The sequence below is a fragment of the Nocardia sp. NPDC003269 genome (assembly GCF_042888005.1).
Lineage (GTDB): Bacteria > Actinomycetota > Actinomycetes > Mycobacteriales > Mycobacteriaceae > Nocardia.
On the sequence record NZ_JBIAPA010000001.1, the window covers coordinates 2,232,758 to 2,253,902 of the forward strand.

At 68.7% G+C, this 21,145-nt stretch carries 25 protein-coding genes and 1 tRNA gene; 8 read left to right on the top strand and 18 right to left on the bottom strand.

Translation table 11 applies throughout. The annotated features are described in order from the left end of the window. Positions 1–39 precede the first annotated feature (39 nt). The gene (locus ACFYWJ_RS10225) at positions 40–489 is read left to right on the top strand and encodes a cupin domain-containing protein (RefSeq protein ID WP_355273265.1); all 450 of its coding nucleotides are present in this window, start codon (positions 40–42) and stop codon (positions 487–489) included. Positions 490–592: 103 nt separating this feature from the next. Here the strand turns inward: ACFYWJ_RS10225 and ACFYWJ_RS10230 are convergent, their stop codons facing one another. Continuing rightward, positions 593–1,834, bottom strand: a complete 1,242-nt coding sequence (locus ACFYWJ_RS10230; RefSeq protein ID WP_355273262.1) for a hypothetical protein — start codon at positions 1,832–1,834, stop codon at positions 593–595. Positions 1,835–1,958: 124 nt separating this feature from the next. Next, complete coding sequence (locus ACFYWJ_RS10235; protein ID WP_355273260.1) at positions 1,959–2,402, bottom strand: hypothetical protein; 444 nt, start codon at positions 2,400–2,402, stop codon at positions 1,959–1,961. A 92-nt stretch (positions 2,403–2,494) separates the two neighbouring features. Between ACFYWJ_RS10235 and ACFYWJ_RS10240 the strand changes: the two genes are divergently transcribed. Further along, on the top strand, positions 2,495–2,698 hold the full coding sequence (locus tag ACFYWJ_RS10240) for a hypothetical protein (RefSeq protein ID WP_355273257.1): 204 nt from the start codon (positions 2,495–2,497) through the stop codon (positions 2,696–2,698). Between the two features lie 175 nt (positions 2,699–2,873). On the opposite strand, the gene ACFYWJ_RS10245 is transcribed toward ACFYWJ_RS10240, so the two are convergent. Then, positions 2,874–3,176, bottom strand: coding sequence for a helix-turn-helix transcriptional regulator (locus ACFYWJ_RS10245; RefSeq protein ID WP_355273255.1), 303 nt, complete (start codon positions 3,174–3,176; stop codon positions 2,874–2,876). A gap of 111 nt (positions 3,177–3,287) precedes the next feature. Here ACFYWJ_RS10245 and ACFYWJ_RS10250 point away from each other — a divergent pair, with 111 nt between their 5' ends. Further along, a complete protein-coding gene (locus ACFYWJ_RS10250; RefSeq protein ID WP_355273252.1) occupies positions 3,288–3,776 on the top strand; it encodes a hypothetical protein in 489 nt (162 codons plus the stop codon). A 538-nt stretch (positions 3,777–4,314) separates the two neighbouring features. Here the strand turns inward: ACFYWJ_RS10250 and ACFYWJ_RS10255 are convergent. The 4 genes from ACFYWJ_RS10255 to ACFYWJ_RS10270 form a co-directional block, all read right to left on the bottom strand. Then, positions 4,315–5,094 carry a nucleotide-binding protein gene (locus tag ACFYWJ_RS10255; RefSeq protein WP_355273251.1) on the bottom strand — a complete coding sequence of 260 codons (780 nt, stop codon included), beginning with the start codon at positions 5,092–5,094 and terminating at the stop codon, positions 4,315–4,317. A gap of 128 nt (positions 5,095–5,222) precedes the next feature. Then, positions 5,223–5,296 (bottom strand) — tRNA-Leu (locus ACFYWJ_RS10260). 115 nt (positions 5,297–5,411) lie between these two features. Next, the gene (locus ACFYWJ_RS10265; protein WP_355273248.1) at positions 5,412–6,920 is read right to left on the bottom strand and encodes an amino acid permease; all 1,509 of its coding nucleotides are present in this window, start codon (positions 6,918–6,920) and stop codon (positions 5,412–5,414) included. 48 nt (positions 6,921–6,968) lie between these two features. Continuing rightward, positions 6,969–8,456, bottom strand: coding sequence for an oligopeptide:H+ symporter (locus ACFYWJ_RS10270; RefSeq protein WP_355273246.1), 1,488 nt, complete (start codon positions 8,454–8,456; stop codon positions 6,969–6,971). Positions 8,457–8,619: 163 nt separating this feature from the next. Here ACFYWJ_RS10270 and ACFYWJ_RS10275 point away from each other — a divergent pair, with 163 nt between their 5' ends. Both ACFYWJ_RS10275 and ACFYWJ_RS10280 read left to right on the top strand, forming a co-directional pair. Next, positions 8,620–9,066, top strand: a complete 447-nt coding sequence (locus ACFYWJ_RS10275; protein WP_355273243.1) for an SRPBCC family protein — start codon at positions 8,620–8,622, stop codon at positions 9,064–9,066. Between the two features lie 260 nt (positions 9,067–9,326). Continuing rightward, complete coding sequence (locus tag ACFYWJ_RS10280; RefSeq protein ID WP_355273240.1) at positions 9,327–10,124, top strand: MHYT domain-containing protein; 798 nt, start codon at positions 9,327–9,329, stop codon at positions 10,122–10,124. Between the two features lie 7 nt (positions 10,125–10,131). Here the strand turns inward: ACFYWJ_RS10280 and ACFYWJ_RS10285 are convergent, their stop codons facing one another. The 3 genes from ACFYWJ_RS10285 to ACFYWJ_RS10295 all read right to left on the bottom strand — a co-directional run bounded on the left by ACFYWJ_RS10285 (position 10,132) and on the right by ACFYWJ_RS10295 (position 11,262). Continuing rightward, the gene (locus ACFYWJ_RS10285) at positions 10,132–10,347 is read right to left on the bottom strand and encodes a hypothetical protein (protein WP_387161350.1); all 216 of its coding nucleotides are present in this window, start codon (positions 10,345–10,347) and stop codon (positions 10,132–10,134) included. A gap of 31 nt (positions 10,348–10,378) precedes the next feature. Continuing rightward, complete coding sequence (locus tag ACFYWJ_RS10290) at positions 10,379–10,534, bottom strand: DUF6131 family protein (protein ID WP_355273237.1); 156 nt, start codon at positions 10,532–10,534, stop codon at positions 10,379–10,381. Positions 10,535–10,659: 125 nt separating this feature from the next. Beyond that, complete coding sequence (locus ACFYWJ_RS10295; RefSeq protein WP_355273235.1) at positions 10,660–11,262, bottom strand: TetR family transcriptional regulator; 603 nt, start codon at positions 11,260–11,262, stop codon at positions 10,660–10,662. Between the two features lie 172 nt (positions 11,263–11,434). On the opposite strand from ACFYWJ_RS10295, the gene ACFYWJ_RS10300 reads away from it, so the two are divergent. From ACFYWJ_RS10300 to ACFYWJ_RS10310, 3 genes are read left to right on the top strand one after another with little or no spacing between them, the layout of a single operon-like run. Beyond that, complete coding sequence (locus tag ACFYWJ_RS10300; RefSeq protein ID WP_355273232.1) at positions 11,435–12,961, top strand: hypothetical protein; 1,527 nt, start codon at positions 11,435–11,437, stop codon at positions 12,959–12,961. After that, a complete protein-coding gene (locus tag ACFYWJ_RS10305) occupies positions 12,958–13,581 on the top strand; it encodes a DUF305 domain-containing protein (RefSeq protein ID WP_355273229.1) in 624 nt (207 codons plus the stop codon). Before ACFYWJ_RS10300 ends, ACFYWJ_RS10305 begins: the two co-directional genes overlap by 4 nt. A 43-nt stretch (positions 13,582–13,624) precedes the next feature. Beyond that, positions 13,625–15,217, top strand: coding sequence for a GMC oxidoreductase (locus ACFYWJ_RS10310; RefSeq protein ID WP_355273227.1), 1,593 nt, complete (start codon positions 13,625–13,627; stop codon positions 15,215–15,217). Positions 15,218–15,260: 43 nt separating this feature from the next. Here the strand turns inward: ACFYWJ_RS10310 and ACFYWJ_RS10315 are convergent, their stop codons facing one another. The 8 genes from ACFYWJ_RS10315 to ACFYWJ_RS10350 form a co-directional block, all read right to left on the bottom strand. Continuing rightward, on the bottom strand, positions 15,261–15,545 hold the full coding sequence (locus ACFYWJ_RS10315) for a hypothetical protein (protein WP_355273223.1): 285 nt from the start codon (positions 15,543–15,545) through the stop codon (positions 15,261–15,263). 63 nt (positions 15,546–15,608) lie between these two features. Continuing rightward, on the bottom strand, positions 15,609–16,340 hold the full coding sequence (locus ACFYWJ_RS10320) for a GntR family transcriptional regulator (RefSeq protein WP_355273220.1): 732 nt from the start codon (positions 16,338–16,340) through the stop codon (positions 15,609–15,611). 164 nt (positions 16,341–16,504) lie between these two features. Then, positions 16,505–16,879 carry an SHOCT domain-containing protein gene (locus ACFYWJ_RS10325; RefSeq protein ID WP_355273218.1) on the bottom strand — a complete coding sequence of 125 codons (375 nt, stop codon included), beginning with the start codon at positions 16,877–16,879 and terminating at the stop codon, positions 16,505–16,507. 184 nt (positions 16,880–17,063) lie between these two features. Further along, a complete protein-coding gene (locus ACFYWJ_RS10330) occupies positions 17,064–18,365 on the bottom strand; it encodes a serine hydrolase domain-containing protein (RefSeq protein ID WP_355273216.1) in 1,302 nt (433 codons plus the stop codon). 93 nt (positions 18,366–18,458) lie between these two features. After that, positions 18,459–18,974, bottom strand: coding sequence for a hypothetical protein (locus tag ACFYWJ_RS10335; RefSeq protein ID WP_355273213.1), 516 nt, complete (start codon positions 18,972–18,974; stop codon positions 18,459–18,461). A 171-nt stretch (positions 18,975–19,145) separates the two neighbouring features. Next, entirely contained in the window at positions 19,146–19,769 is a 624-nt protein-coding gene (locus tag ACFYWJ_RS10340; RefSeq protein ID WP_355273211.1) for a DUF305 domain-containing protein, read from the bottom strand. 72 nt (positions 19,770–19,841) lie between these two features. Further along, positions 19,842–20,363, bottom strand: a complete 522-nt coding sequence (locus ACFYWJ_RS10345) for a hypothetical protein (RefSeq protein WP_355273209.1) — start codon at positions 20,361–20,363, stop codon at positions 19,842–19,844. A gap of 63 nt (positions 20,364–20,426) precedes the next feature. Then, positions 20,427–21,005 carry a hypothetical protein gene (locus ACFYWJ_RS10350; protein WP_355273206.1) on the bottom strand — a complete coding sequence of 193 codons (579 nt, stop codon included), beginning with the start codon at positions 21,003–21,005 and terminating at the stop codon, positions 20,427–20,429. Positions 21,006–21,145: the final 140 nt, after the last annotated feature.

Genomic DNA, 21,145 nt, shown 5'->3' on the forward strand with positions numbered 1-21,145 from the left:
TCGCTGTTCGCGCAGGTGGCGGGCTCGTATACTGCGGAGATGCGAATCCGTCGGGTTGTCCTCGTCGGCGCCGCGGTGGTCACCGCGGCGGTCAGCCTCGCGCCGGCGGCCGCGGCGACGCCGTCGTCCGGAGTCACGGTCGAACCGCTCGCGCAGGTCGATGTGAGCGCCTTCAGCCCGTTCGCCTCGCTACCGAGCAAGTTCACCTTCCGCCGGATCACCCTCGCTCCCGGCGGCACCCTCGGCTGGCACTATCACGACGGCAACGTCCTCGCGTTCGTCACCGCGGGTGAGGTCACCCGGTACGAGGCGGCGGACTGCCTGCCGGTGACGTATTTCGCCGGTCAGGGCCTGTCCGAGACGGTCGGTCCCGACCACGTGCATGTCGGCCGCAATCTCGGCGCCGTGCCCGCCGAGCTGTACGTCGCCTACCTCAATCGCGCGAACGAACCGCTCTTCGTCGACGCTCCCGCCCCGGACTGTCCGTAGTCGGCGGGCTGCCGACCCCGCGGTGACTTATCCGGCGGTCACGGCGGGGCGGTCGCCGATGCCGAGCCGCGCTTCGACACCGTCGGATCGGTGGCAGGGGTGGTCAGGCGCCGAGGCAGGCCCCGGCGCCGCCCGCGGCGAACGTCTCGGTGCTGCAATAGGCGGCCTTCGGGTAGTACGGGCCCATCGTGACGGCCGGGTCGGTTCCCGAATCCTGCGACGCCTGGACCGAGTTCGGGTAGAACGCCGCGCTCGGGGTCATGTTCCGCAGGAACAGCACCTTGTCCACGTCGGTGCTGCCCCAGGGAATCGTCGTCACGGTCGACGGGAGATTCGCGGGCAGGTCCGCGGGCGCGGCGAGCACATAGGTGTAGTAGCCGTCGGCGTCGAGCGCGGTCTGGAAGTCGGACGCGCAGGCGACGACGGGGTACGGGGTCCGCAGGTCGTTCTGGCACATCGACCAGTACCGCACCTGGGTCGGCTCGGTCGGTGACTGCCCGGCCCTGGTGTCCGGGAAGGTCGGGGCCTTCGCTCGCACCACCACCAGGCGGCCCGGCTGATAGCTGATGCGGGTCCCGACGTACTTGTTGTCACCGTTCGGGAAGAGCCCGGCGGTGCTGGCCGGATTGCCGAAAATGGCCTCCGGGGCATTGCCGGGGAACGCGCCCGAGGCGGCCGCGGCAATGCCCTGATCGAAGACCGCCTTCGCGGCGTCGGCGACGGGACCGGTGTAGGTCGCCGGGTTGAACGGCTGCTCGCACGGCTGGGCCGGAACCTGGTTGCCCGCGAGGGTCAGCCGCACGTCCGGCAGGGGAACACCACCGCTGAGCGAGGCCGGATCGGTCGGCACGTAGACCCGGACGATGACGAACCCGATCGGCGTGCTCTGCCCGCTCGCGACCGCCTGGATCTCGTTGCGGCTGTGGTCGGCCGGGCCGTTGACCAACCTGGCGTGCCACCGCTGCTGGTCCGTCGGCAGCGCGGCGGCGGAGGCGTCGACATACGGGTTGCCGCTACCCGGGTCAGGGGCGATCTGGTTGTCGCGCAACGTGTCCACGGTGTTCAGATCGGTCCCGTAGGTGTTCAGCGAGAAGTACCGCGCGGCCGGATAGGTCCCCGACAACTCGATCGAGTCGCCCGGCCCCAGCGCGTACGGCATCAGCCAGTACGTCGAGTTCGCGTCGGGGAACGCCACATTCAGCACGGTGTCGTTCGACATGAACCGCCACGCGCACAGCGCCGAGTCCGGCGGCCCCGCGGAGGCGGGCGCGGCGAACCCGACCACTCCCGAGATCAGGGCGACGACGCACCCCAGCCGGACGAACAAGGCAACAACCGAATGCATGACGATCCCTCCGCTGCGCTCGAACTGTCGAACTGTCGAAGAATCCGCACGTCCACGTCACCGCGGTCGGCTCGCGACCCAACATAGACCACCCCACGGCCGAAGAACCCCGCGGGGACGCCGATCAGCGCGTCCCGTCGACCGCGCGCGTCAGTCGCTGGGCGACCTCGCCCTGGGGATGAATCGACAAAGCCTGGTTGACGATCAGCCAATCCGCGATGTCGTCACCGCGGACATATTTGCGGAAACAGTTGTAGATCGCGTAGTAGCCGAGCTCGATCGAATCGGGAAAGGCCAGATCGTCGTCTTGGAGCGCGGCCAGGGGCTCGAGATACCGGCTGTCGACATCCGCGTGATCCACACCGGCGTGCGCCGCGCGCAGGGCATCGGCGGGCAACTCGACATCGACGTCGTGCCACATCCCGACCACCGAGTCGCGGTAGCGAAGCGCGGCGGACTTTCCCCGGACGTAATCGTTCCAGGTCAGCAGGGCATCGTCGCACAGCGAGAGATGAACGAGTCGTCGACTGTCGGCTCCCAGCTGAAAGAAGGGGTGCGTCGATGTCATAGGCGATTCTAACGAGGCATTCAGCCCGATCCGACCCCTGACCCCGACATTCGGGGCAATCGAATTCGCAGGCCCGACTCTACGATTCGGTCATGAATCCCCTGACTCGGATATCGCACGTCGGTGTCGCGGCGCTCGCCCTCACCACCGGACTCCTCCTCGCGGCAGCCCCGGCCACCGCAGAAACCCCCGGCACGGGCAGCAGCTCACTCGGCACCGGCTCCGCCCAAGACCTCATCGAGGCCTTCGCCTGCGCCGTCGGCGCCATGTCCTGCCCCATCGTCATCCCGCAGTGACCCCTCGACCCGGGCCGTGCTGAGGGCCCCCACAGGGACTCGACCCTGACTTGGCGGACTTTTGGTACCTCCAGCCCGCCTACGGACCACCCCGACTACCTAGGCAAACGGTCGGACGGTGGTCGTATCGCCGCAGGTAGAGGGCACTAAATCGCCACCGTTTGCGCACCGCTGGTCATCGGCCGCGCACCTCCGATTGCCCGCCGAATGCCGGAGTGGCCGGGCGATATTCAGCCGGCGCGGGTAGCCCGTCCAGCATCACGCCGGGGGTAGATTGCAGCCCAGCCGCGAACCGAAGTACGTTCTCAACCCGCGCACTTCGTTGTCCGCGTTCAACCTGTCCGAGATGAGTCCAGTGCACGCCGATCTCATCGGCGGCTGTTTCCTGGCTCCATCCCAATTCCAAGCGCCGGGCACGCACCCGATCCCCGAACGGCTTGAGCGTCGGGTTGAGCGGCGGTTTGCCCGGCTTGGGCATGACAAACCAAGCACATGTGTCTAGCGCGCATTGATCCAGAGTGGAATCGTCTTATCGCCAGGTCATGCTAGGTTTCCTCGCAGGTCGGGTACATGAGACAGCGAGGGAATCGTGAACAGGTACGTATTCGCTGTGGGGGCGGTTGCCGTGATGGGATTGGCTGGGTGCGGTGGCGATGAACAAGATGCAGCGACGGGAACCGCTAGCGCCTCGGCGTCTGCCAGCACAACGAAGATGCCGCCGATTTCGCTAGCTCAGGAAGCGCAGCCGTACGTGACCGCCGTTGACCAGCGGATCGCGCCCTGTTTCTCCAACGGCGCTGTCAGCGCGGTGAATGCAATGTCTCCTCAGTGCTCGCAAGCGATCACGTCCACGATCTTCGCGTTGAACGAGTGGTACGGGCGGCTGCACAACGGCGAGCCCAGCACGCGTAAAGCGATACAGGCCGAGATCATTGATCTGGAGTACTGGCGGGACGTTTGCATCCCGTCGCAGGCGAACTCGCCTCTACGGCTCGCCTGCGCCAAGTTCCTGCCGACCGGCGACATCACCACGAGCATCATGTTCGCTTTTACTGAGGACTCCAACCGGGGCCGGTAGCAGCCACACGACGACGCCCTTCCGCCGTGGTTCGTAACCCAGCGAGCGGGCGTTGTGCTGCACTCACCCAGCACCGACAGGACAAGTCGACTCTCAGCGCTCAAGGTGTTGCAGCGCGCCGACCGCCGGAGCATGCTCGCAGTCCGGTCGGCTTGCTCGCGAGGATGCGTAGCCCGGACCGACGAGGCGCCGTTCGGCGGTATGTGGTGGGAGTCCCCGCCGGCTAGCGCGCCCGAGGTACCCGCCACCGCTACTACCCCGGCCATCCCCGCTCAACGTGGCGAACGCCTGCACGACCTGCGGCACACATTCGCGGCGATGCAGCTGATGAGCGCCGTGCACTTCATGCAGGTGTCCAAGTGGTTGGGGCACAGCACGTTCACCCTGACCCTGAACACCCTACGGTGACTGGATCCCCGAGGAGGACGGCAGCGCGGCTGCCCGAGCCGCCAGCCCCGGCCGTTACTCCTGTTCCGGCGGTTGAGGTTCCGTCGAATGTGGTGCCATCGTTTGGTCGTCGGTCGGGGTAGGCGGCATTTCAGTCGGCCAGGGCCTGAAAATCGACCACCACGCCCGCGCTATTCAGTTCCTTTGCAAGGGGCAACTTCCACCCGCCATGGGGGTCCAGCGAGATGTATACGATGCCGTCAGTGTCCGATGGTCGCTCGATACCGGACTCGACGAGGAACGCAACACGTGATCGTCCAAGCTTGCCGATGAAGTAGCCGAGCTCGAGAATCACGTTCTGCCGTGCGCGGGGGGCAGGTTTGTCGGCGGCACCCTTCGCAGCCCCGACGTCGTCGCTGCTGGCGATGACGATCGCGTAGGCGGCCTCGTTCGCCGCACGCTCGAATTTCTCGATGATCGTGTCGCCTTGGTTGGGATACTCGCTCAGAATCGTTGGCTTGACACCAGTTAGGTCGCGGACCAGCGTCGCGACCTCAAGCTTCCGGACATCGTCGTGCCCATGAACAATGAACACCTTCGTCCCTCCCGGCGCAGTGGTCTCGCCCTTGGTAACGTCGGCGGGTGCCAGCAACTCGATTTCCCCGATAGCAGCCTTCATCAGAGCGACCGACTGTTTAACCCCGCTTCGACGGGATCGAACGTAGACGTCATTGGACATACCGGCGTAGGCGATGCCAGGAGTGAATCCCACCGTCATCAGCTTCTTGTACGTGGGGTTGTCAACGCCAAGTGTCGTGCGTAGCGCGACCTCGTTCTGTGCTTGCCAATGCTCAAGGTCGGCTACGTCGCCGTTGCCATCCACCGCGTCGATCTGCTTTTGAATGGTGGCGATCTTGCGTTCATGGTCCACGCGCCGATTGTGCCACCGACCTCCGACAAGCCCGGCCAAACCGTTCGCGCGCCGGGGTGGTGCCGGGGTGGCGGCGCATGTTTGCGCCCCTGAACTGCGGCGCGACGCGCCTACCAGCCCTGATGAAGTGCCCCCACAGGGACTCGAACCCTGACTTGGCGGATTTTAAGTCCGCTGCCTCTGCCAATTGGGCTATAGGGGCGTCCGGGACAGCCTAGCGACTCGTACGGGTGTACCGGAATCGTGTCGGTATACAAGGTCGGCCCGGCGTGTCGCCGGTGACAGCGCCGAACCGACCTTATCGCCGATGGGGCTGGTCAGCCGGTCGGCGGGCGATTACCGAGGACGGAGTGGCGGCGGCCGTAGGCGAAGTAGACGGCGAAGCCGAGGATCATCCAGACGATGAAGCGCAGCCAGGTCTCCACCGAGAGGTTGACCATCAGCCACAGGCAGGAGAGCACGGCCAGGATGGGGATCAGCGGGACGAACGGGACGCGGAAACCGCGCGGCAGGTCGGGGCGGGTGCGGCGCAGGATGATCACGCCGACCGAGACCAGCACGAAGGCGAACAGGGTGCCGATGTTCACCATTTCCTCGAGCGTGCCGAAGTCGACGAAGCCGGCCAGCACGCAGCAGACGATGCCGACGATGACGGTCAGCCGCACCGGCGTGCCGCGCGAACCGGTGTGGGCCAGCCAGCGCGGCAGCAGCCCGTCGCGCGCCATCGCGAACAGCACGCGGGTCTGTCCGAGGAACAGCACCATCACGACGGTGGTCAGACCGGCCAGCGCGCCGATGGAGATGACGTTCTTGGCCCAGTCCACGCCGTGGATGGCGAACGCGGTGGCCAGCGTTGCGTTCTCGCCCGCCAGATCGGTGTAGGGCACCATGCCGGTGAGCACCAGCGACACCGCGACGTAGAGCACGGTCACGATGAGCAGCGAGCCGAGAATGCCGCGCGGCACCGCCTTCTGCGGGTTCTTGGTCTCCTCGGCGGCGGTGGCGACGACGTCGAAACCGATGAACGCGAAGAACACCAGGCTGGCCGCGGCGAGCAGGCCGTACCAGCCGAAGTTGCTGTTGCCCGCGCCGGTGAGGAACGAGAACAGCGACTGGTGCAGGCCGCTGGCGCCGTCCTCCTCGGGCTGCGACGGCGGGATGTAGGGGCTCAGGTTGGACGCCTTGAAGTAGGTGATGCCGAGGACCAGCACCAGCGCGATGACGGCGAGCTTGATCGCGACCGCGATCGCCGACACCCGCGAGGACACCTTGGTGCCGATGGCAAGCAGCACACCGAGCACCGCGATCAGTGTGACCGCGCCCCAGTCGAAGGTGACCGAGCCGAGCTGCACGGTGGCGGTCTCGAAGCCGAAGACGGTGCCGAGGTACTGCGACCAGCCCTTCGCGACCACCGACGCGGCGAGCGCGAATTCGAGAATGAGGTCCCAGCCGATGATCCAGGCCACCAGTTCACCGAAGGTCGCGTACGAATAGGTGTACGCGCTGCCCGCCACCGGCACGGTCGAGGCGAACTCGGCGTAGCAGAACGCGGTGAGACCGCACGCGATGGCGGCGAACACGAACGCCAGCGAGACCGACGGCCCGGCCACATTGCCCGCGGTGCGGGCGGTCAGCGTGAAGATGCCCGCGCCGACCACCACGGCGACACCGAAGATCGTCAGATCCCAGGCCGTCAGGTCTTTGCGGAGTTTGGAATCGGGCTCATCGGTGTCGAGGATGGATTGCTCGACGGATTTGGTGCGGAACAATCCGCTGCCTCGGCCTGTGGAACGGCCTGCCGCTGGCGTGGCGTCCGGTGTCGGCACGGTCTTCTCCTTCTGTGCGAACGTCTTCGGGGGATACCCGGCGGCAGGTCAGTGCACGCCCTGCATATGGCGCTTGATCCAGGGCGCGAGCGCGGCCACGACGAGACCGGCCACGATGGCGGCGGCACCGCTGATGCCGAAGTACGCGGTCTCGTTGTCGGGGCTGTAGTAGCGGGCCAGGGTGCCCGCCATGGACGTGCCGATACCGACCGAGAAGAAGTACAGGGCCATCATCTGCGAGCGGTACGCGGCGGGGGCGAGATGGGTGGTCACCGCGAGACCGATCGGCGAGAGCAGCAGCTCGGAGACGGCGAAGCCGCCCAGGATGAGGAAGACCGCGAGCACCGGGACGGTCTTGCCCTCGAAACCGCTCAGCAGCGCGAACATCCAGAAGGCGATACCCATCCCGATGACACCGAGCGCGAACTTGATCGGGGTGCTGGGCGCCCGGTTGCCCAGCCTGGTCCACATCAGCGCGAACAGCGGCGAGAGCGCGATGATCCACACCGGCTCCACCGAGCCGATCCAGCTGGCCGGCGCCTCCCAGCCGAAGATGCGCCAGTCGACGCGTTCGTCGGAGTACACCGCGAGCATGGTGAACATCTGCTGGAACAGCGACCAGAACACCGCGTTGGCGATGAACAGCGGGATGAACGCGCGCACCCTGGTGCGCTCGACCTGGGTCACCTTGGCGCTGGTGAGCAGCACAGCGAAGTAGACGACCGAGGCGACCACGATGACACCGGTGGTGACATCGGACAGATTGTCCAGGGTGAGCAGCCCGGTCAGCACCGCCACCAGCACCGCGACGGCGGCGATGGCCACGCCGATCAGCACCGGATTCAGCTCGCGGCGGGTGAGCGGATTGGGCACGTCACGGCCGTGCGTGCCGAGGTTGCGCCGGAAGACCACGTACTGGGTCAGGCCGAGGGCCATGCCGACCGCGGCGGCGGCGAAACCGGCGTGGAAGCCCCACTCGCGTTGCAGCAGGCCGGTCAGCAGCGGGCCGGTGAAGGCACCGAGATTGATGCCGAGATAGAAGAGGGTGAAGCCACCGTCGACGCGCGCGTCCGTCGGCGAGTACAGCGTGCCGAGCAGGGACGAGGCGTTGGCCTTGAGCGCGCCGCTGCCGAACGCGACGAGCACGAGGCCGACGCCGACCCCGGCCAGTCCGGGCAGCACCGCCAGCGCGATATGGCCCGCCATGACCACGACACCGCCGTAGAAGACGGTGCGCTCCATACCCAGCACCCGGTCGGCAATCCAGCCGCCGAGAACCGTCGACAGGTACACCAGCCCGCCGTAGGCGCCGACGATGCCGAGCGCCGTGCTCTGGTCGAGGCCGAGTCCACCTTCGGTGGTGGAGTAGTAGAGGTAATAGCCCAGGATCGTGAGCATGCCGTAGAAGGAGAAACGCTCCCACAGCTCGACACCGAACAGGTTGGTGAGTCCGATCGGATGGCCGAACAGGGTCCGTTCGCCAGCCTCGTCGGCGGGGCCGGGCGGGTCGCCGAGCCGCGTTTCTTCGGTGGACATACGGGAACGATCCCACGTCCAAACGGTGTACAGCAATTTTCCCGCATCGTCGCGGCTTCGGCGCGCCGCGCCGTCTCGGCGCCGATGTTCTCGGCGCGCGGCGGGCCCGCGCGCGAATTACCCTGGAGTGGCCGGATTCCCGCGACGGACGAGGAAATCAGACATGCTGACTGCCGAGGTGACCGTGCCGGTCGACCGCGCGGCGGCCTTCGCGACCCTGGCCGACGGCTGGCTGTACGCGAGCTGGGTGGTCGGCGCCTCGCATATCGGCCGGGTCGATCCCGACTGGCCCGCCGTCGGCAGCCGGATCCACTATCGCTTCGGGCTCTGGCCGGTACTGATCAGCGACACCACGGTGGTCCGCGCCGCCGATCCGCCGCATCGGCTGGAGCTGGAGGCGCGCCTGTGGTCGGTCGGCTCGGCGTGGATCCGGCTCACCCTGTCCGAGGCGACGCCGGGGCACACCACCATCCGGATGACCGAGCGCGCGTCCGGCGGGCCGGCGCGGCTGATTCCCGGGGTGGCGCAGGATCTGGCCTTCGCCGCGCGCAATCAGGAATCGCTGGATCGGCTGGCGGATTTGATCAGGGCGCGGGCGCAGAACTCCTGATCGTAAGATCGCAACCGGTCGGTTCGAAATGAATGCCCCTATTTCCAGGGGCGTCGTTCCAGGAGTTCGCGCACGTTGGATTCATCTCGATAATTGCGAAACAGAATGTGCCGGAACTGAATTCGAATCATGAATTTCGAACCGTCGGCAAAACCGATACGGCCAGGTCGAATGGTCTAGTCTCTAGCCATCGCGCATGCGGAAATGATCGACCTCCGGGGGATGATGTGCTGCACATCGAGCATTTCAACAATGGCTGGATGAATCCGGTTCTCGCTTTCAGTCTGTCGTTCATCGGCTCGGTATTGGGGTTGCGGTGTGCGGTGCACGCCAAAACGTCGACCGCGCCGATCGGGTGGTTGATCGCCGCGGCGGTCGCGATCGGCGGGGCGGCGATCTGGGTCATGCATTTCACGGCCATGCTCGGATTCAGTATCGATGGGACACCGATTCGCTACGACGTGCCGACGACCTTGCTCAGCGCGGTCATCTCGATCGGCGTCGTCCTGGCCGGGCTGACCATCGTGACCCTGGGAAAGCGCGAATGGCTCAGCCTGCCGGTGGGCGGCACGATCACCGGGCTCGGCGTGGCCGCCATGCACTACCTGGGCATGCGCGCGATGCGCAGCGGGGCCGTCATCGGCTATCGGCCGCCGCTGGTGGTGCTCTCGATCGTCATCGCGGTGGTCGCGGCGACCGCGGCGCTGTGGTTCATGCTGCACGTGCGCGGTCTGGTCCGGACGGCGGGCGCGGCACTGGTGATGGGGGTCGCGGTCTGCGGCATGCACTACACGGCGATGGCCGCGATGAGCGCGCACCACAGCGGCGCCGAGCGGCCGGTCGACGGGGTGGCGCCGGTGCAACTGCTGCTGCCGTTGATCGGGAGCGTGTCGCTGGTGGTCACCGGGCTGGTGATCCTGGTCGGGCTGGCCGAACTGGACGTCGACGCCGGGGACCGGGCGCGGCCGGATCCGGTGCGCGTGACCGGTGGGGTCATGCGCAGCACGGACCCGGCCACCCTGTCCGACAGCGGCAGGCAGTGGCCGCGTCAGGGCTGAGCCCGGGCTACTGGCTGGGTTCGGGCAAGGCGCAGTCGTCGACCTTGGGGTTGACGCCCAGGTAGTTCAACGGCCCGGCCAGCATCGTCACCGCGATGGTGCCAAGGGTGGCGCAGTTCTGTTCACGATCGGTGAAGTAGCCGCGTTGACCCGCGGCGATGACACCGATCACCAGCCACACCAGCACCAGGATCGACAGTATTCGGGGCATATTCGCCGACATGATGTTCCTCCTCGGAAGGGTCCGGCCGGGGTCAGTAGTAGTGGCGCCTGCCGCCGATCGGGCGGCCGACGCGGCCGGCGAGGAGCAGGACGACGCCGATCACCAGCAGGACCACACCCACGGTGGACAGCAGGGAGATGCCGAAAACGAGTCCGGCTATGAGGAGTATTGCGCCTAGAAGAATCATTTGAGCTCACCTGTTCGATACGGGGTACTACGTCGTGACGTGCCGGATCGCACGTCACATCGGGCATATGCCCCGTTGTGTCGATCGGAAACAGCTCTGGTTCGCGCCGGAACGGATCCGCGCGGTCAGAGCGACGACGGCGGGGTGGCTGTGCGGCGGCGGGCGGCCGACTCGTTGTCGGCGGTCATCCGGTAGACGGTGCGTTCGAGGGTCGGCAGGATGCCGGTGATCGGCAGGCTGCCCGCGGCGAATCGCGCGATCAGCGCCAGCACCATATTGCCCAGGATCAGGCCGAGGTCGTCGAGGTAGCCGGGGTCGAGGTCGCGCAGGGCGACCTCGGCGGCCGGGAGCACCGCGATCAGGCCCTGGCTGTCGAGGCGTTCGCCGCCGGGGCCGGTGCGGGCGTGGTGGTAGGCCTCGAGCATCTTGGGGTTGCGCTCCCAGGGCTCGAAGACGGTGCGCAGCAGGCGGATCAGGCTCTCGCGTAAGGGTTCGCCGGGTTCGGGTGGGGTCACGTCGGCGTAGGCGTTGGCGGCCATCCACTGTTCCAGCGCGGCGATGATCAGCTCGTCCCTGGTGCGGAAGAGCCGGTAGATCTTGGCAAGCGAGACATGGGCCTCGGCGGCGACGGCGCGGAGCTGGACGGCGTCGTAGCCCTCGGTGGTCAGCAGGCCGAGCACCACCGCGATGATCTTCGCCGATGCGTCCGATTCCGTTCCGCTGCTCACGGGTGAATGGTAGCGTCGCGCAGCGGTAACCCAGTTACCGCTGGATGGGGTCGGTGCACGCCCCGTCCGCACGACGCGACACCCGACCACTCCCGAGCCGAGGCGCCCGCTGCCGCCGCGTGCTCGCAGGACACAGGAAGGCGGCCCCGTTCGCGGGGCCGACGACAACTCCATGACTCGTTTGTTCCCCCGTGCGGCCCGCCGCTACGGCCTCGTCGCGGTGGCGCTGCTGCTGCTACCGCTCGGCGCCGCCGTCCCGACGGCGACCGGTGCACCCACCGACCGAACCGCCTGCCTGCCCGGCTCCCTGCCCGAGACCGGCCTGCAGGGCGACGTCCCCGCCGCCGACCGCGACAGCGGCCGCTCCCGCGACGGATTCCGCTGCAATATGCGGCTGCTCGGCAGTGCGCCGGGCCGTGGCGGCGGCATCACCTCGGTCACCTTCGACCACTGCGCCTACGTCGGCACGTTCTTCCCCGGCAACCTGCTCGGCCCGGACGAGGGTGTGCGGGTGCTCGATATCGCCGACCCGTCCGCCCCGGTCCACACCACCACGCTCACCGAGCCGGCGATGCTGGCCGGAACCTGGGAGAGCCTGAAGGTCAACGCCGCGCGCAAACTCCTTGTCGGCGCTGGTGTTCCGGCCCTGACCGGCGCTGGTCTGCTCTCGGTCTACGACATCTCCGACTGCGCCCATCCCCGGCTGCTCAATCCGGGACCGGGCACCGACCTCGCCCTGCCAGTACCGATCACCGCGCACGAGGGCGGCTTCTCGCCGGACGGCCGCACCTACTGGGCGTCGGGAACGGCGCCGGGCCTGCTCAGCGCGGTCGATCTCACCGATCCGGCGAATCCCCGGGTGATCTGGCAGGGCCTGCCCGGCCTGTCCATGCACGGCTTCGGCTTCTCGCCCGACGGCAATCGGATGTACCTCGCGAACAACCTGGGCGGCCTGAAGGTCCTCGACGTCGCCGCCGTGCAGCGCCGCGACCCGCGACCGCACGTCCCCGAACTCGCCGACCTGTCCTGGACCGACGGCTGGGCCACCCAGCACGCCGTCCCGGTGACCTATCAGGGCAAGCCGTACGTGTTCGCCGTCGACGAGGCGGGCTCGGGCGGGGTGAAGCTCATCGACGTCGCCGACGAGCGCAATCCCCGGATCGCCCGGTCGATCAAGCTCGCGATCAACCTGCCCGAGAACCAGGACAGTATGCTCGCCTCCGCCTCGGGTGGTTCGCTGTTCGCCTACGACGCGCACTACTGCGCGGCCGATCGACCGGCGGACCCGACCGCGCTGGCGTGCAGCTGGACATCCTCGGGCATCCGGGTCTTCGACGTCCGCGATCCCGCCGCCATCCGGGAGATCGGCTACTTCAACCCGCCCGCCCGCACCGGCGAGAACAGCGAACTGTGGAACTCGCCGCACGCGCTCGCCTCGATCATCGGACCGCCGCTGCTGGCGGCGCCGACCGTCGCCCAGGCGATGCTCGGAGGCGCCTTCGATCCGGCGCAGGCGCTCAGCGCGCGGACCGGCACCCTGGCCTTCGGTGACCTGTCGACCGACTGGTGCTTCTCGCCGCCGGAATGGCGCGGCAACCAGCTGTGGACCACCTGCGCGGACAACGGATTCCTCGCCCTTGAACTCGCGCCCGAGGTGTACACCCCGCCCGCCGACCAGCTCTCGACCACCGGATCATGAGCGGGCGCAAGGGCTTCCGGGTGGCCGCGCTGGCGTGTGGCGCGGCACTGTTGCTCGCCATGGGCGCCGCGCTGCGGCCGCTGCTGCCCGCCCCCGCCGCGCCGCCGGTGCTGACCGCGACCGAGATCGGTTTCGTCCAGGACATGGTCACCCATCACAGCCAGGCGCTGGTTCTGGTCCAGCGCCTGGACCGGGGCGTCGATCCCGCGGTCCTGGTGCTGGCCGGGCAGATCGCCGACACCCAGCGCACCGAGCTGGGCATGCTGCTCGGCTGGTTGCGGCTGGCGGGCGCGCCCGTCGCCGGGACCGATCCGATGGCCTGGATGCGCCCGGCAGGCGCGCATCGGCACGCCGGCGCCGATGCCGCACAGCACGACTCGGCGATGCCGGGAATGGCGACGACCGGCGAACTCGACGAGCTCGCCGCCGCCACCGGCACTCAGGCCGAGGTGCTGTTCCTGCGGCTCATGCAGCGCCATCACTACGGCGGCATCGAGATGGCCGCCACCGCCGACGCGCTGCTCGACGGCGGCGAGGTCGAGCGCGCCGCCCGCGACATGATCACCGGCCAGGGCCGCGAGGCCGGACTGCTCGGCCTGCTGCTCGACCGCCGCGCGTAAGCCGGACACCCGAAAATCCCTACCCCCGATGAAGGTTTGCCGAATGTCGAAGTTCTCCCGCCGTACCCTGCTGACCGGCGCGGCCGCCGCCGGTCTCACCCTGGCGGCCGCCGGGACCGCGGGCGCGCGGCCCGTCGCCGCCCGCACCGGCGGCATCCCCCTCACCACCGAGGACCGCCGGGTCGTCGTGATCGGCTCGGGCTTCGGCGGCGGCGTGACCGCGCTGCGCCTGGCCGAGGCGGGCGTCCCGGTGCTGCTGCTCGAACGCGGCAGGCGCTGGGAGACCGGGCCGAACGCCCAGACCTTCCCGCTGGCCACCCGCCCGGACAAGCGCCTGCTCTGGTACCGCTCCGACCCGATGGTGTTCGGGCGCCCGCTGGTGTTCGAGCCGTATGCCGGTCTGGTGGAAGCGGTTCCGGGCGCCGGGATGACCGCGCTGTGCGCCGCCGGGCTCGGTGGCGGTTCCCTGATCTACCAGGGCATGTCGCTGCAACCGACGCGCGAGGTGTTCGAGACGCACTTCCCGGCCGGGCTGGACTGGGACCGGATGGACCGGGTCCACTACCCGACGGTGGCCCGCATGCTCGGGCTCGCCACCGCCCCGGACGAACTGATCGAACACAAGAACTACACCGCGGCCCGGGTTTTCGCCGACCGGGTGCGGGGCGCCGGGATGCCGCTGTCGAAGATCCCCATGCCGATCGACTGGAACTACGCGCTGGCCGAACTGCGCGGGGAGATGACCCCGTCCTACACCAACGGCGACGGCGCCATGGGTGTGAACAACGGCGGCAAGCACTCCGTCGACGTCACCTACGTCGCGGCGGCCGAGGCGACCGGCCTGGTCGAGGTGCGGACCCTGCACGAGGTGACCGGGATCGAGCGCGCCGCCGACGGTCGCTGGGTGGTGCGCGTCGACCGGGTCGACACCGCGGGCACCGTGCTGGAGAACAAGGTCATCACCACCGGCGCGCTGGTGCTGGCGGCGGGCAGTCTCAACACCACCCGGATGCTGGTGCGCGCGCAGGCGCTCGGCCACATCCCCGATCTGCCCGACGAACTGGGCCGGGGCTGGGGTACCAACGCCGACCGGATCTATGTGTGGCGCAACGCCTCCGCCGGATTCGGCGCGGCGCAGGGCGGTCCGGTGGTCTACGGCAGCAAGAACTGGGACGACCCGCGGTCGGCGTTCACCGTCATCCAGGCTTCGATCCCGTCGCTGCCGATCGACCCGGGCGCCACCATGCTGGTCGGCTACGGCGTCAGTTCCGGGCGTGGCGAATTCGCCTACGAGCCGGGTGCCGACATCGCGACTCTGCGGTGGCCGGGCGACGGCGACCAGGCGATCCAGGACAACCACATCGGCCCCGCCGTACAGCGCATCGCGGGCCCGGACAGCACGCTCATCGACACCAACGCCCTGTTCCCCTCCACCTGGCATCCGCTCGGCGGCGCCAATATGGGTACGGTCTGCGATCTGGACGGCCGCGTCCTCGGGCAGCGCGGACTATACGTCCTCGACGGCGCGCTCATGCCGGGCAATACCGCGGCCTGCAATCCGTCGATGACCATCGCCGCGATCGCCGAGCGCGCGCTGGCGAATCTGGTCCGCACCGACGTGGGCACGGCGATCTGAGCGGGGTTCGGCGCGCCGCCGAGGGTGGCGCGCCGAACGTGGATCAGCCCGCGGAGCCCGGGATGGGCAGCACCGCGGAGCCCGTCGCGGGCGGACGCGGTCCGGCGGAGCCGAGGTCGGCGTCGAAGGAGCCGGTGCCGCTGCCGAAGTCGGCGTCGACCGAGCCCATCGAGCTGCCGGTGGGTGGGCCGATCTCGACCGAGCCCGAGGGCCACAGGTCCCAATCGAGGCCGCCGGCGGCATGGGCGGTGCCGCCCGCACCGAGCAGGGTTCCCGCGGCGAGCGCGGCCAGCAGGCCCGCCCGGGTGGTGGACTTACGGATGGACATGGGGTGATACCTCCGAGCACTTCGCTGTGATAGCGCTCATACAGTATCTGAAATATGCCAGTTTCATACCTGCGATCGGTGGCCGACTTCCATCTGCACGCGATAGCGGTCGGCGCGATACCAGCTGTGGGTGTGCTCGATCGGCACCTCCGCGCTGAACGACACCCGGTCGAAATGCAGGACGGGAGCGCCCTTTTTGACGCCGAGCAGCGCCGCGACGCCCGCCTCGGCGGCCTGGGCGTCGACGGTCTGCTCGGCCCGCTCGATCGGCCTGCCGTAGCGATCGGCGGTGGTCCGGTAGATCGAGCCGGTGAGGTCGTGCGAGATCAGGCCGGGGAGCAGCTCGGGGTTGAACCAGGCGTCGTCGACGCTGACCGGTTCCTCGTCGGCCAGCCGCAGCCTGCGTACGTGATAGGCCGCGGTCTCCGGTGGCAGGCGCAGCGCGCGGGCGGTGGCCTCGGGCGGCACCGCCTCCTCGGCGACCAGCACCAGGGTGGTCGGCTGATGTCCGAGGGTGCGCATCTCCTCGGTGAACGAGGCCAGATGCAGCCGGGACTGCACCGGCCGGTGCGCGACGAAGGTGCCCTTGCCGCGGACCCGGACCAGATAGCCCTCGTTGACCAGCTGTCCGATCGCCTCGCGTACGGTGATCCGGCTGACGCCGTAGTCCTGCATGAGGTTGCGCTCGCTGGTCATCAGGTCGCCCGGCTGTAGCTCGCGCGTGCATTTCTGCAACAGGATCGCGCGCAGCTGTTCGTGTTTGGGCACTGCGCTGTCGCGCAGCGGTGCGGGCATGAAGGTGGCTCCTTCGGTGAGGGTGCACCGGTCCCTACTGGTCCTGTCCGGTGTGTTCGAGAATACGCGACCCCGCCCCCGCGGCCCAGGAAATTCTCCGCCGGAACGCCGAAAGCCCCGCTGACCGAGGGTCTCGGTGCGGGGCTCGCGGGTGGAGCGGGCGATCAGGACAGCGCTTTGGCCTTGAGCTGTTCGTACTCGGCCTGGGTGATCGAGCCTTCGTCGAGCAGCTTCTTGGCGTCGGCGATCTGCGCCGCGGGGTTGGTGCCCGCGGTCTCCTTGATGTAGGAATCCTGCGCCTGCTGGATCTGCTTGGCCTGGGCGTTCGAGCGCTCGGCCATCCCCTGACCCCGGAAGATCAGGTAGGCCAGCGCCGTGAGGAAGGGGAGGAAGATCAAGCAGATGATCCAGACCGCCTTCACCCAGCCCGATGTCTTGTGATCCCGGAACAGGTCCCCGATGATCATGAAGACCATCAGTAGATAGGCGACAAACGCGAAGCTCACAATGATGAGCCAGATGACTTCCCAGAATGACATGGCACACCTCGAGGGGGAGAGGGATCGATCGTCCGTTGCGGGCGATCGATTGAAGCACGCTTTTTGCTGGAAAATTGCCGGTCGTCGAGCGTTTCTTTGACCCTGTGCAGGGTGGGTACCCGTCAGCGTACGCGCGCGGATGGCCCCCTCGCAGGTGGCGGCACACCGCCGCCACCCGTGTCGGTCAGCGGATCCCGGGTGTGGCGGGGTTGTTGCCGACGCAGCCGAGGACGACGCAGCCGGGCGGCCAGTCGGAGAACGGCGGCTTCGGGGTCTCGCCGAGGCAGTCGACGAAACTGCACCCCGGGTAGGCGTAGGGCCCGATACCGAAGGTGCCCAACAGCGCGTCGGGCCGGGCGATCATCGGATCGGTGACGCTCACGTCCGGGCGTTCCCGGTACGGGCCGGGATCGGGGAGTTGCTGGTCGACGAAGGCCGAGACCAGCGTGCGCAGCACGTTGTGGGTGTAGGTGGACGAGGCGCCCGGCGTCGCGACACCGGTCCAGTTCAGCATCAGGCCCAGGCTGGGCACGATGTAGCTGTCGTTGCGCAGCATGCCCGACATCTTCACCGCGTCCAGCGGCAGGCCGGGGAACTCGAGCACGCACGGCGTGCCGTTGATCACGAACAGGAAGCCGTAGCAGGGCATGCTCGGCGAGGGCGACAGCGCCGCGCGCATGTACTCGTCCGAGATCACCTGCTGGTCGTTCCAGCGGCCCCGATTGCCCACGAGCAGGCCGAGTTTCGCGAAGTCGTCCGGCGGCAGGATCAGATGCGCGTGGCCGTAGGTGTTTCCGGCGCGGTCGCGGGCCCAGAAGTAGTCGCCGCGGGCGATGCCCAACGGGTCGAACAGCTTCCGCTGCGCGAAGCTCTGGAAGTCCTCGCCGACCGACTGCCCGATGACGTAGACGAGCAGGTCGACCGCGCGCTGGCTGTAGCGGAACATGGTGCCCTGCGGGCGCTCGATCGGCATCGCCAGCGCCTGCGCGACGACGTTCGGATCCAGCGCGGCCAGCCCGGTCGCGCCCTCGGCGGCGACCGCGACCTCCATCCCCGACGACTCGGTGAGCAGGTTGCGCACCGTGATGGACCGGTGCGCCTCGTCGCCGAGGCCCGCGGGCAGGTAGCGGCCGATCGGCTCGTCGATGAGCAGTTTGCCCTCGTCCACGGCCAGCCCGGCGACCAGCGCGACCACGCTCTTGGTCCCGCTCCACAGATTCCAGGCCACGCCGCCGGATTCGGCGTTGCGCGGGCCCCCGGCGATCAGGCAGTTGTTGCGGTACAGCTGGATGTTGAAGCGGGTGGTGTCGACCGCCAGGTTCATGGCGTCGGCGACCCGCGCGGGGTCCAGGGCCGCCTCGGCGGGCGTGGCGGTCTGCGGCGTGCGCCCCGAACTGACCTCACACTGCTTGGCGGTGACCGGCGCGGCCTGGGCCACCGTGGGCAGCAGCGCGCCCGACGACAGCGTCAGCGCGGTAACCGCCACCGCCACAACATGTTTCAGATAGCCGTGCACTCCACCCTCCAGAAAGAGATTTCGGAAGGGAATCGTGAACAGTCACGTTCTCGTTACTTGTGCTCAGTTTCCGTACGGTTTGCAGACATCGATCGCGGTGTCCTTGGCATCGTTGAACGTGTCGATCACGCCGTTGAGTTCGTCGGTGGGCGCGCGGCGTTCGAGCGTGTCGGCGAGGGTGTTGGTGTTGTCGCGGTAGGCGCGCAACGGGGTGGCCAGCGTCGAGATCACGTCGTTGGTGATCTTGCGGCCGAGGTCCTTGGCGTTGTTGCGCAGCGTGGTGACCGCGTCGTTGGCCTTGGCGTCGGTGTCGGCGGCCCTGGTGTTGCTGGCGTCGATGTAGGCGTTGAACGCGGTCACCGAGCTCTTGTTCGCCGCGCGCAGGCCGTCGCAGGCCGCGTCGTTGGCCTTGGCCACCCGCGCCGCCGACGACGCGGCGACCTCGGAGGTATAGGAGGCGAGGTCGGTCTGGTTGGCCTGCGCGTCGCCGGGCACCTGCTTGGTGCAGGCGACCAGGACCAGGCCCGTCGCCACGGCCACGAGCGCCGTGCCGACCCCCATTCGTTCCCGTTGTCTCATGTCTCCCTCTCCTCCCTCGGGACCGCCGGCTCGCGGATTGCGCCGGAGCCGAACATATCGACCGTACTGGCTGGAGGCGGGTGACGTCAGCTCGCGGTGGCGATTTCGATGACCAACCGAGACGTCGGCCGGGCGCGGCGCCGGGACCGGCTGTCCCGGCGCCGCTCCCGCTCAGCCCTGGCCGAGCATGCCGCGCATGGTGGCGATCTCGGCCTGCTGATCGGCCACGATCGCCGTCGCCAGCTGCCGGGATTCCGGGTTCACGCCGCCGTTCAGCTCGGTCTGGGCCATGTCGACCGCGCCCTCGTGGTGGGCGATCATCATCTCCAGCCACTGCCGGTCGAAATCGGCGCCCTGGGCGGCCTGCAGCGCGGTCATCTGCGCGTCGGTCATCATGCCGGGCATGGCGTGCCCGTCGTGGCCGCCGCTCGCGCTCGGCGCCGGCTTGCCGAAGCTGGTCAGCAGGGTGGTGATCTGCTGCATCTCCGGCGCCTGGGCCTTCTCCACCTGCGCGGCCAGCGCGATCAGCTGCGCGTTCTGGGTGTGCGTCGGCACCATCTTCGCCATGTCGACGGCCTGCGCGTGATGCGGGTACATCATCTGCAGGAAGGTGACGTCGACGTCGTTGAAGTCGGTGCGGGCCGCCGCCGAGGGCGCGGCCGAGCTGGTGGTGCTCGTCGCGGCGTGGGTGTCGTGCGCGGCCTGGTCGTTGTCGTCGCTACAGCCCGCGGCGAGCAGCAGGGCGCTCGCGGCGGTGACGGCGAGCAGGGTGGCGCGGGTACGGCTGATGGACATGGGTGATCCTCCTGGGGATTCGGGTGGATGTGATTCGGTCCCGCCGCCGGGCATGCCGGGGCGGCGGACCTGTCAGATCCGCAGAATCGCCAGTTGGGAGAGGGAGAGCACGGTCCACGGCGGCGGGCGCTCGCGCCTGCCACGCCAGGGCCGGGTGGCGGTGGTGCCGCCCGCCGTGCCGTCGTCGGAGAGCCGGTAGAGCAGGACCAGGGTGAGCGCGGCGGCCAGTGCCGCGAGGACGAAGACGCAGCCGTGGATGCCCGCGCGTTCGTCGCACCCCGAGGCCCCGCAGCCGGATCCCATGGCGTGCCTGTCCTCGCCGGGGAGTGCGACGTGGGCGGCGGCGAGATGGTCGGCCGTGAGCAGCTCGTCGGCGGTGTGGCCGCCGGTGCGCACCTGACCGGGAGGCGCCGCCGCTGCCGGTTCGGCGTGCGCGGCCGCAGCGGGGTGGGACGACTCGGTGCCACCCTGGTGTGCGGCGTGGGCGGTGCCGAAGACCGCCGAGTGCATGGCCAGGATCCCGGCCAGCAGCGCCAGCAGCGCGAGCACCCTGGCGATGCCGGGTGCGCGCACGCGCGAATGCTGGTCGGTCACGGCGCCCAGTCTAACCAGCGCGATCGAGTGACCCGCAATACCCGCACACGGTAGGGGTAGTGGCTAGGGGTGCGCGATGTCGACGACCAGGCGCGGCGGGTCGGACAGCGCCGTGACGGCGAAGGCGGGCGCGTCGGCGTCGACGCCGATGAACGACTGGGTGGTGCCCTCGTACACGGTCTTCTTGTAGACGCCGGTGATCTCCGGGACGCTCGGGTCGGTCACCGGATCGGGTCCGCTGAAGGACGGCACCGGCGAGTCGAACGGATAGATCGACCCGAGGATGCGCACCTCGAGGATCGAGCGACCGGCCACATCGACGGTCTTGCCGCTGCCGTCCTGCACCGCGCGATCGGTGTAGCCGACCTGCCAGCCGGGGGTCCCGGTGCCGCCGAGTGCGAAGACCACCCGGTCGAAGCCGGGCTGGTGGCCGATCCTGATGTCGGTCACGGTCAGCGCCGCGCCCGCGGACGCCGCGCCGGACTTGGGGGCGTTGTCGCTCGGGGCCGCGCCGGTGGCGTCGGCGAAGGTGCTGGTGGTGCTCGTCGGGGGTGGCGTGGCCGCCGGCGCGTCCTCGGTGCCGCAGCCGGGCAGTGTCAGCGCGGCGACGGCGACCAATCCGAACACGAGAGCGTTACGCATGGGGCTGATGGTACTCAGCGTCGGCGGTCCGGCGGGCGAACCGGCGCGGGGCGTGTTCGGGCTACGGTGAGTTTGCTGGGGCGCTCGACCCTGCGCGGGGCGCTCGGATCGGCGCTGGTGCCCCGATCGGCCCGCGGTGG

What these genes read in the sequence shown, in the direction of transcription:
- ACFYWJ_RS10240 (WP_355273257.1), top strand. Translation starts at nt 2,495, where the DNA reads ATGAATCCCCTGACTCGGATATCGCACGTCGGTGTCGCGGCGCTCGCC.
- ACFYWJ_RS10225 (WP_355273265.1), top strand. Translation starts at nt 40, where the DNA reads ATGCGAATCCGTCGGGTTGTCCTCGTCGGCGCCGCGGTGGTCACCGCG.
- ACFYWJ_RS10315 (WP_355273223.1), bottom strand. Translation starts at nt 15,545, where the DNA reads ATGTCCATCCGTAAGTCCACCACCCGGGCGGGCCTGCTGGCCGCGCTC.
- ACFYWJ_RS10275 (WP_355273243.1), top strand. Translation starts at nt 8,620, where the DNA reads ATGCTGACTGCCGAGGTGACCGTGCCGGTCGACCGCGCGGCGGCCTTC.
- ACFYWJ_RS10280 (WP_355273240.1), top strand. Translation starts at nt 9,327, where the DNA reads ATGAATCCGGTTCTCGCTTTCAGTCTGTCGTTCATCGGCTCGGTATTG.
- ACFYWJ_RS10230 (WP_355273262.1), bottom strand. Translation starts at nt 1,834, where the DNA reads ATGCATTCGGTTGTTGCCTTGTTCGTCCGGCTGGGGTGCGTCGTCGCC.
- ACFYWJ_RS10340 (WP_355273211.1), bottom strand. Translation starts at nt 19,769, where the DNA reads ATGTCCATCAGCCGTACCCGCGCCACCCTGCTCGCCGTCACCGCCGCG.
- ACFYWJ_RS10245 (WP_355273255.1), bottom strand. Translation starts at nt 3,176, where the DNA reads ATGCCCAAGCCGGGCAAACCGCCGCTCAACCCGACGCTCAAGCCGTTC.
- ACFYWJ_RS10310 (WP_355273227.1), top strand. Translation starts at nt 13,625, where the DNA reads ATGTCGAAGTTCTCCCGCCGTACCCTGCTGACCGGCGCGGCCGCCGCC.
- ACFYWJ_RS10305 (WP_355273229.1), top strand. Translation starts at nt 12,958, where the DNA reads ATGAGCGGGCGCAAGGGCTTCCGGGTGGCCGCGCTGGCGTGTGGCGCG.
- ACFYWJ_RS10270 (WP_355273246.1), bottom strand. Translation starts at nt 8,456, where the DNA reads ATGTCCACCGAAGAAACGCGGCTCGGCGACCCGCCCGGCCCCGCCGAC.
- ACFYWJ_RS10320 (WP_355273220.1), bottom strand. Translation starts at nt 16,340, where the DNA reads ATGCCCGCACCGCTGCGCGACAGCGCAGTGCCCAAACACGAACAGCTG.
- ACFYWJ_RS10350 (WP_355273206.1), bottom strand. Translation starts at nt 21,005, where the DNA reads ATGCGTAACGCTCTCGTGTTCGGATTGGTCGCCGTCGCCGCGCTGACA.
- ACFYWJ_RS10235 (WP_355273260.1), bottom strand. Translation starts at nt 2,402, where the DNA reads ATGACATCGACGCACCCCTTCTTTCAGCTGGGAGCCGACAGTCGACGA.
- ACFYWJ_RS10290 (WP_355273237.1), bottom strand. Translation starts at nt 10,534, where the DNA reads ATGATTCTTCTAGGCGCAATACTCCTCATAGCCGGACTCGTTTTCGGC.
- ACFYWJ_RS10335 (WP_355273213.1), bottom strand. Translation starts at nt 18,974, where the DNA reads ATGAGACAACGGGAACGAATGGGGGTCGGCACGGCGCTCGTGGCCGTG.
- ACFYWJ_RS10325 (WP_355273218.1), bottom strand. Translation starts at nt 16,879, where the DNA reads ATGTCATTCTGGGAAGTCATCTGGCTCATCATTGTGAGCTTCGCGTTT.
- ACFYWJ_RS10300 (WP_355273232.1), top strand. Translation starts at nt 11,435, where the DNA reads ATGACTCGTTTGTTCCCCCGTGCGGCCCGCCGCTACGGCCTCGTCGCG.
- ACFYWJ_RS10285 (WP_387161350.1), bottom strand. Translation starts at nt 10,347, where the DNA reads ATGTCGGCGAATATGCCCCGAATACTGTCGATCCTGGTGCTGGTGTGG.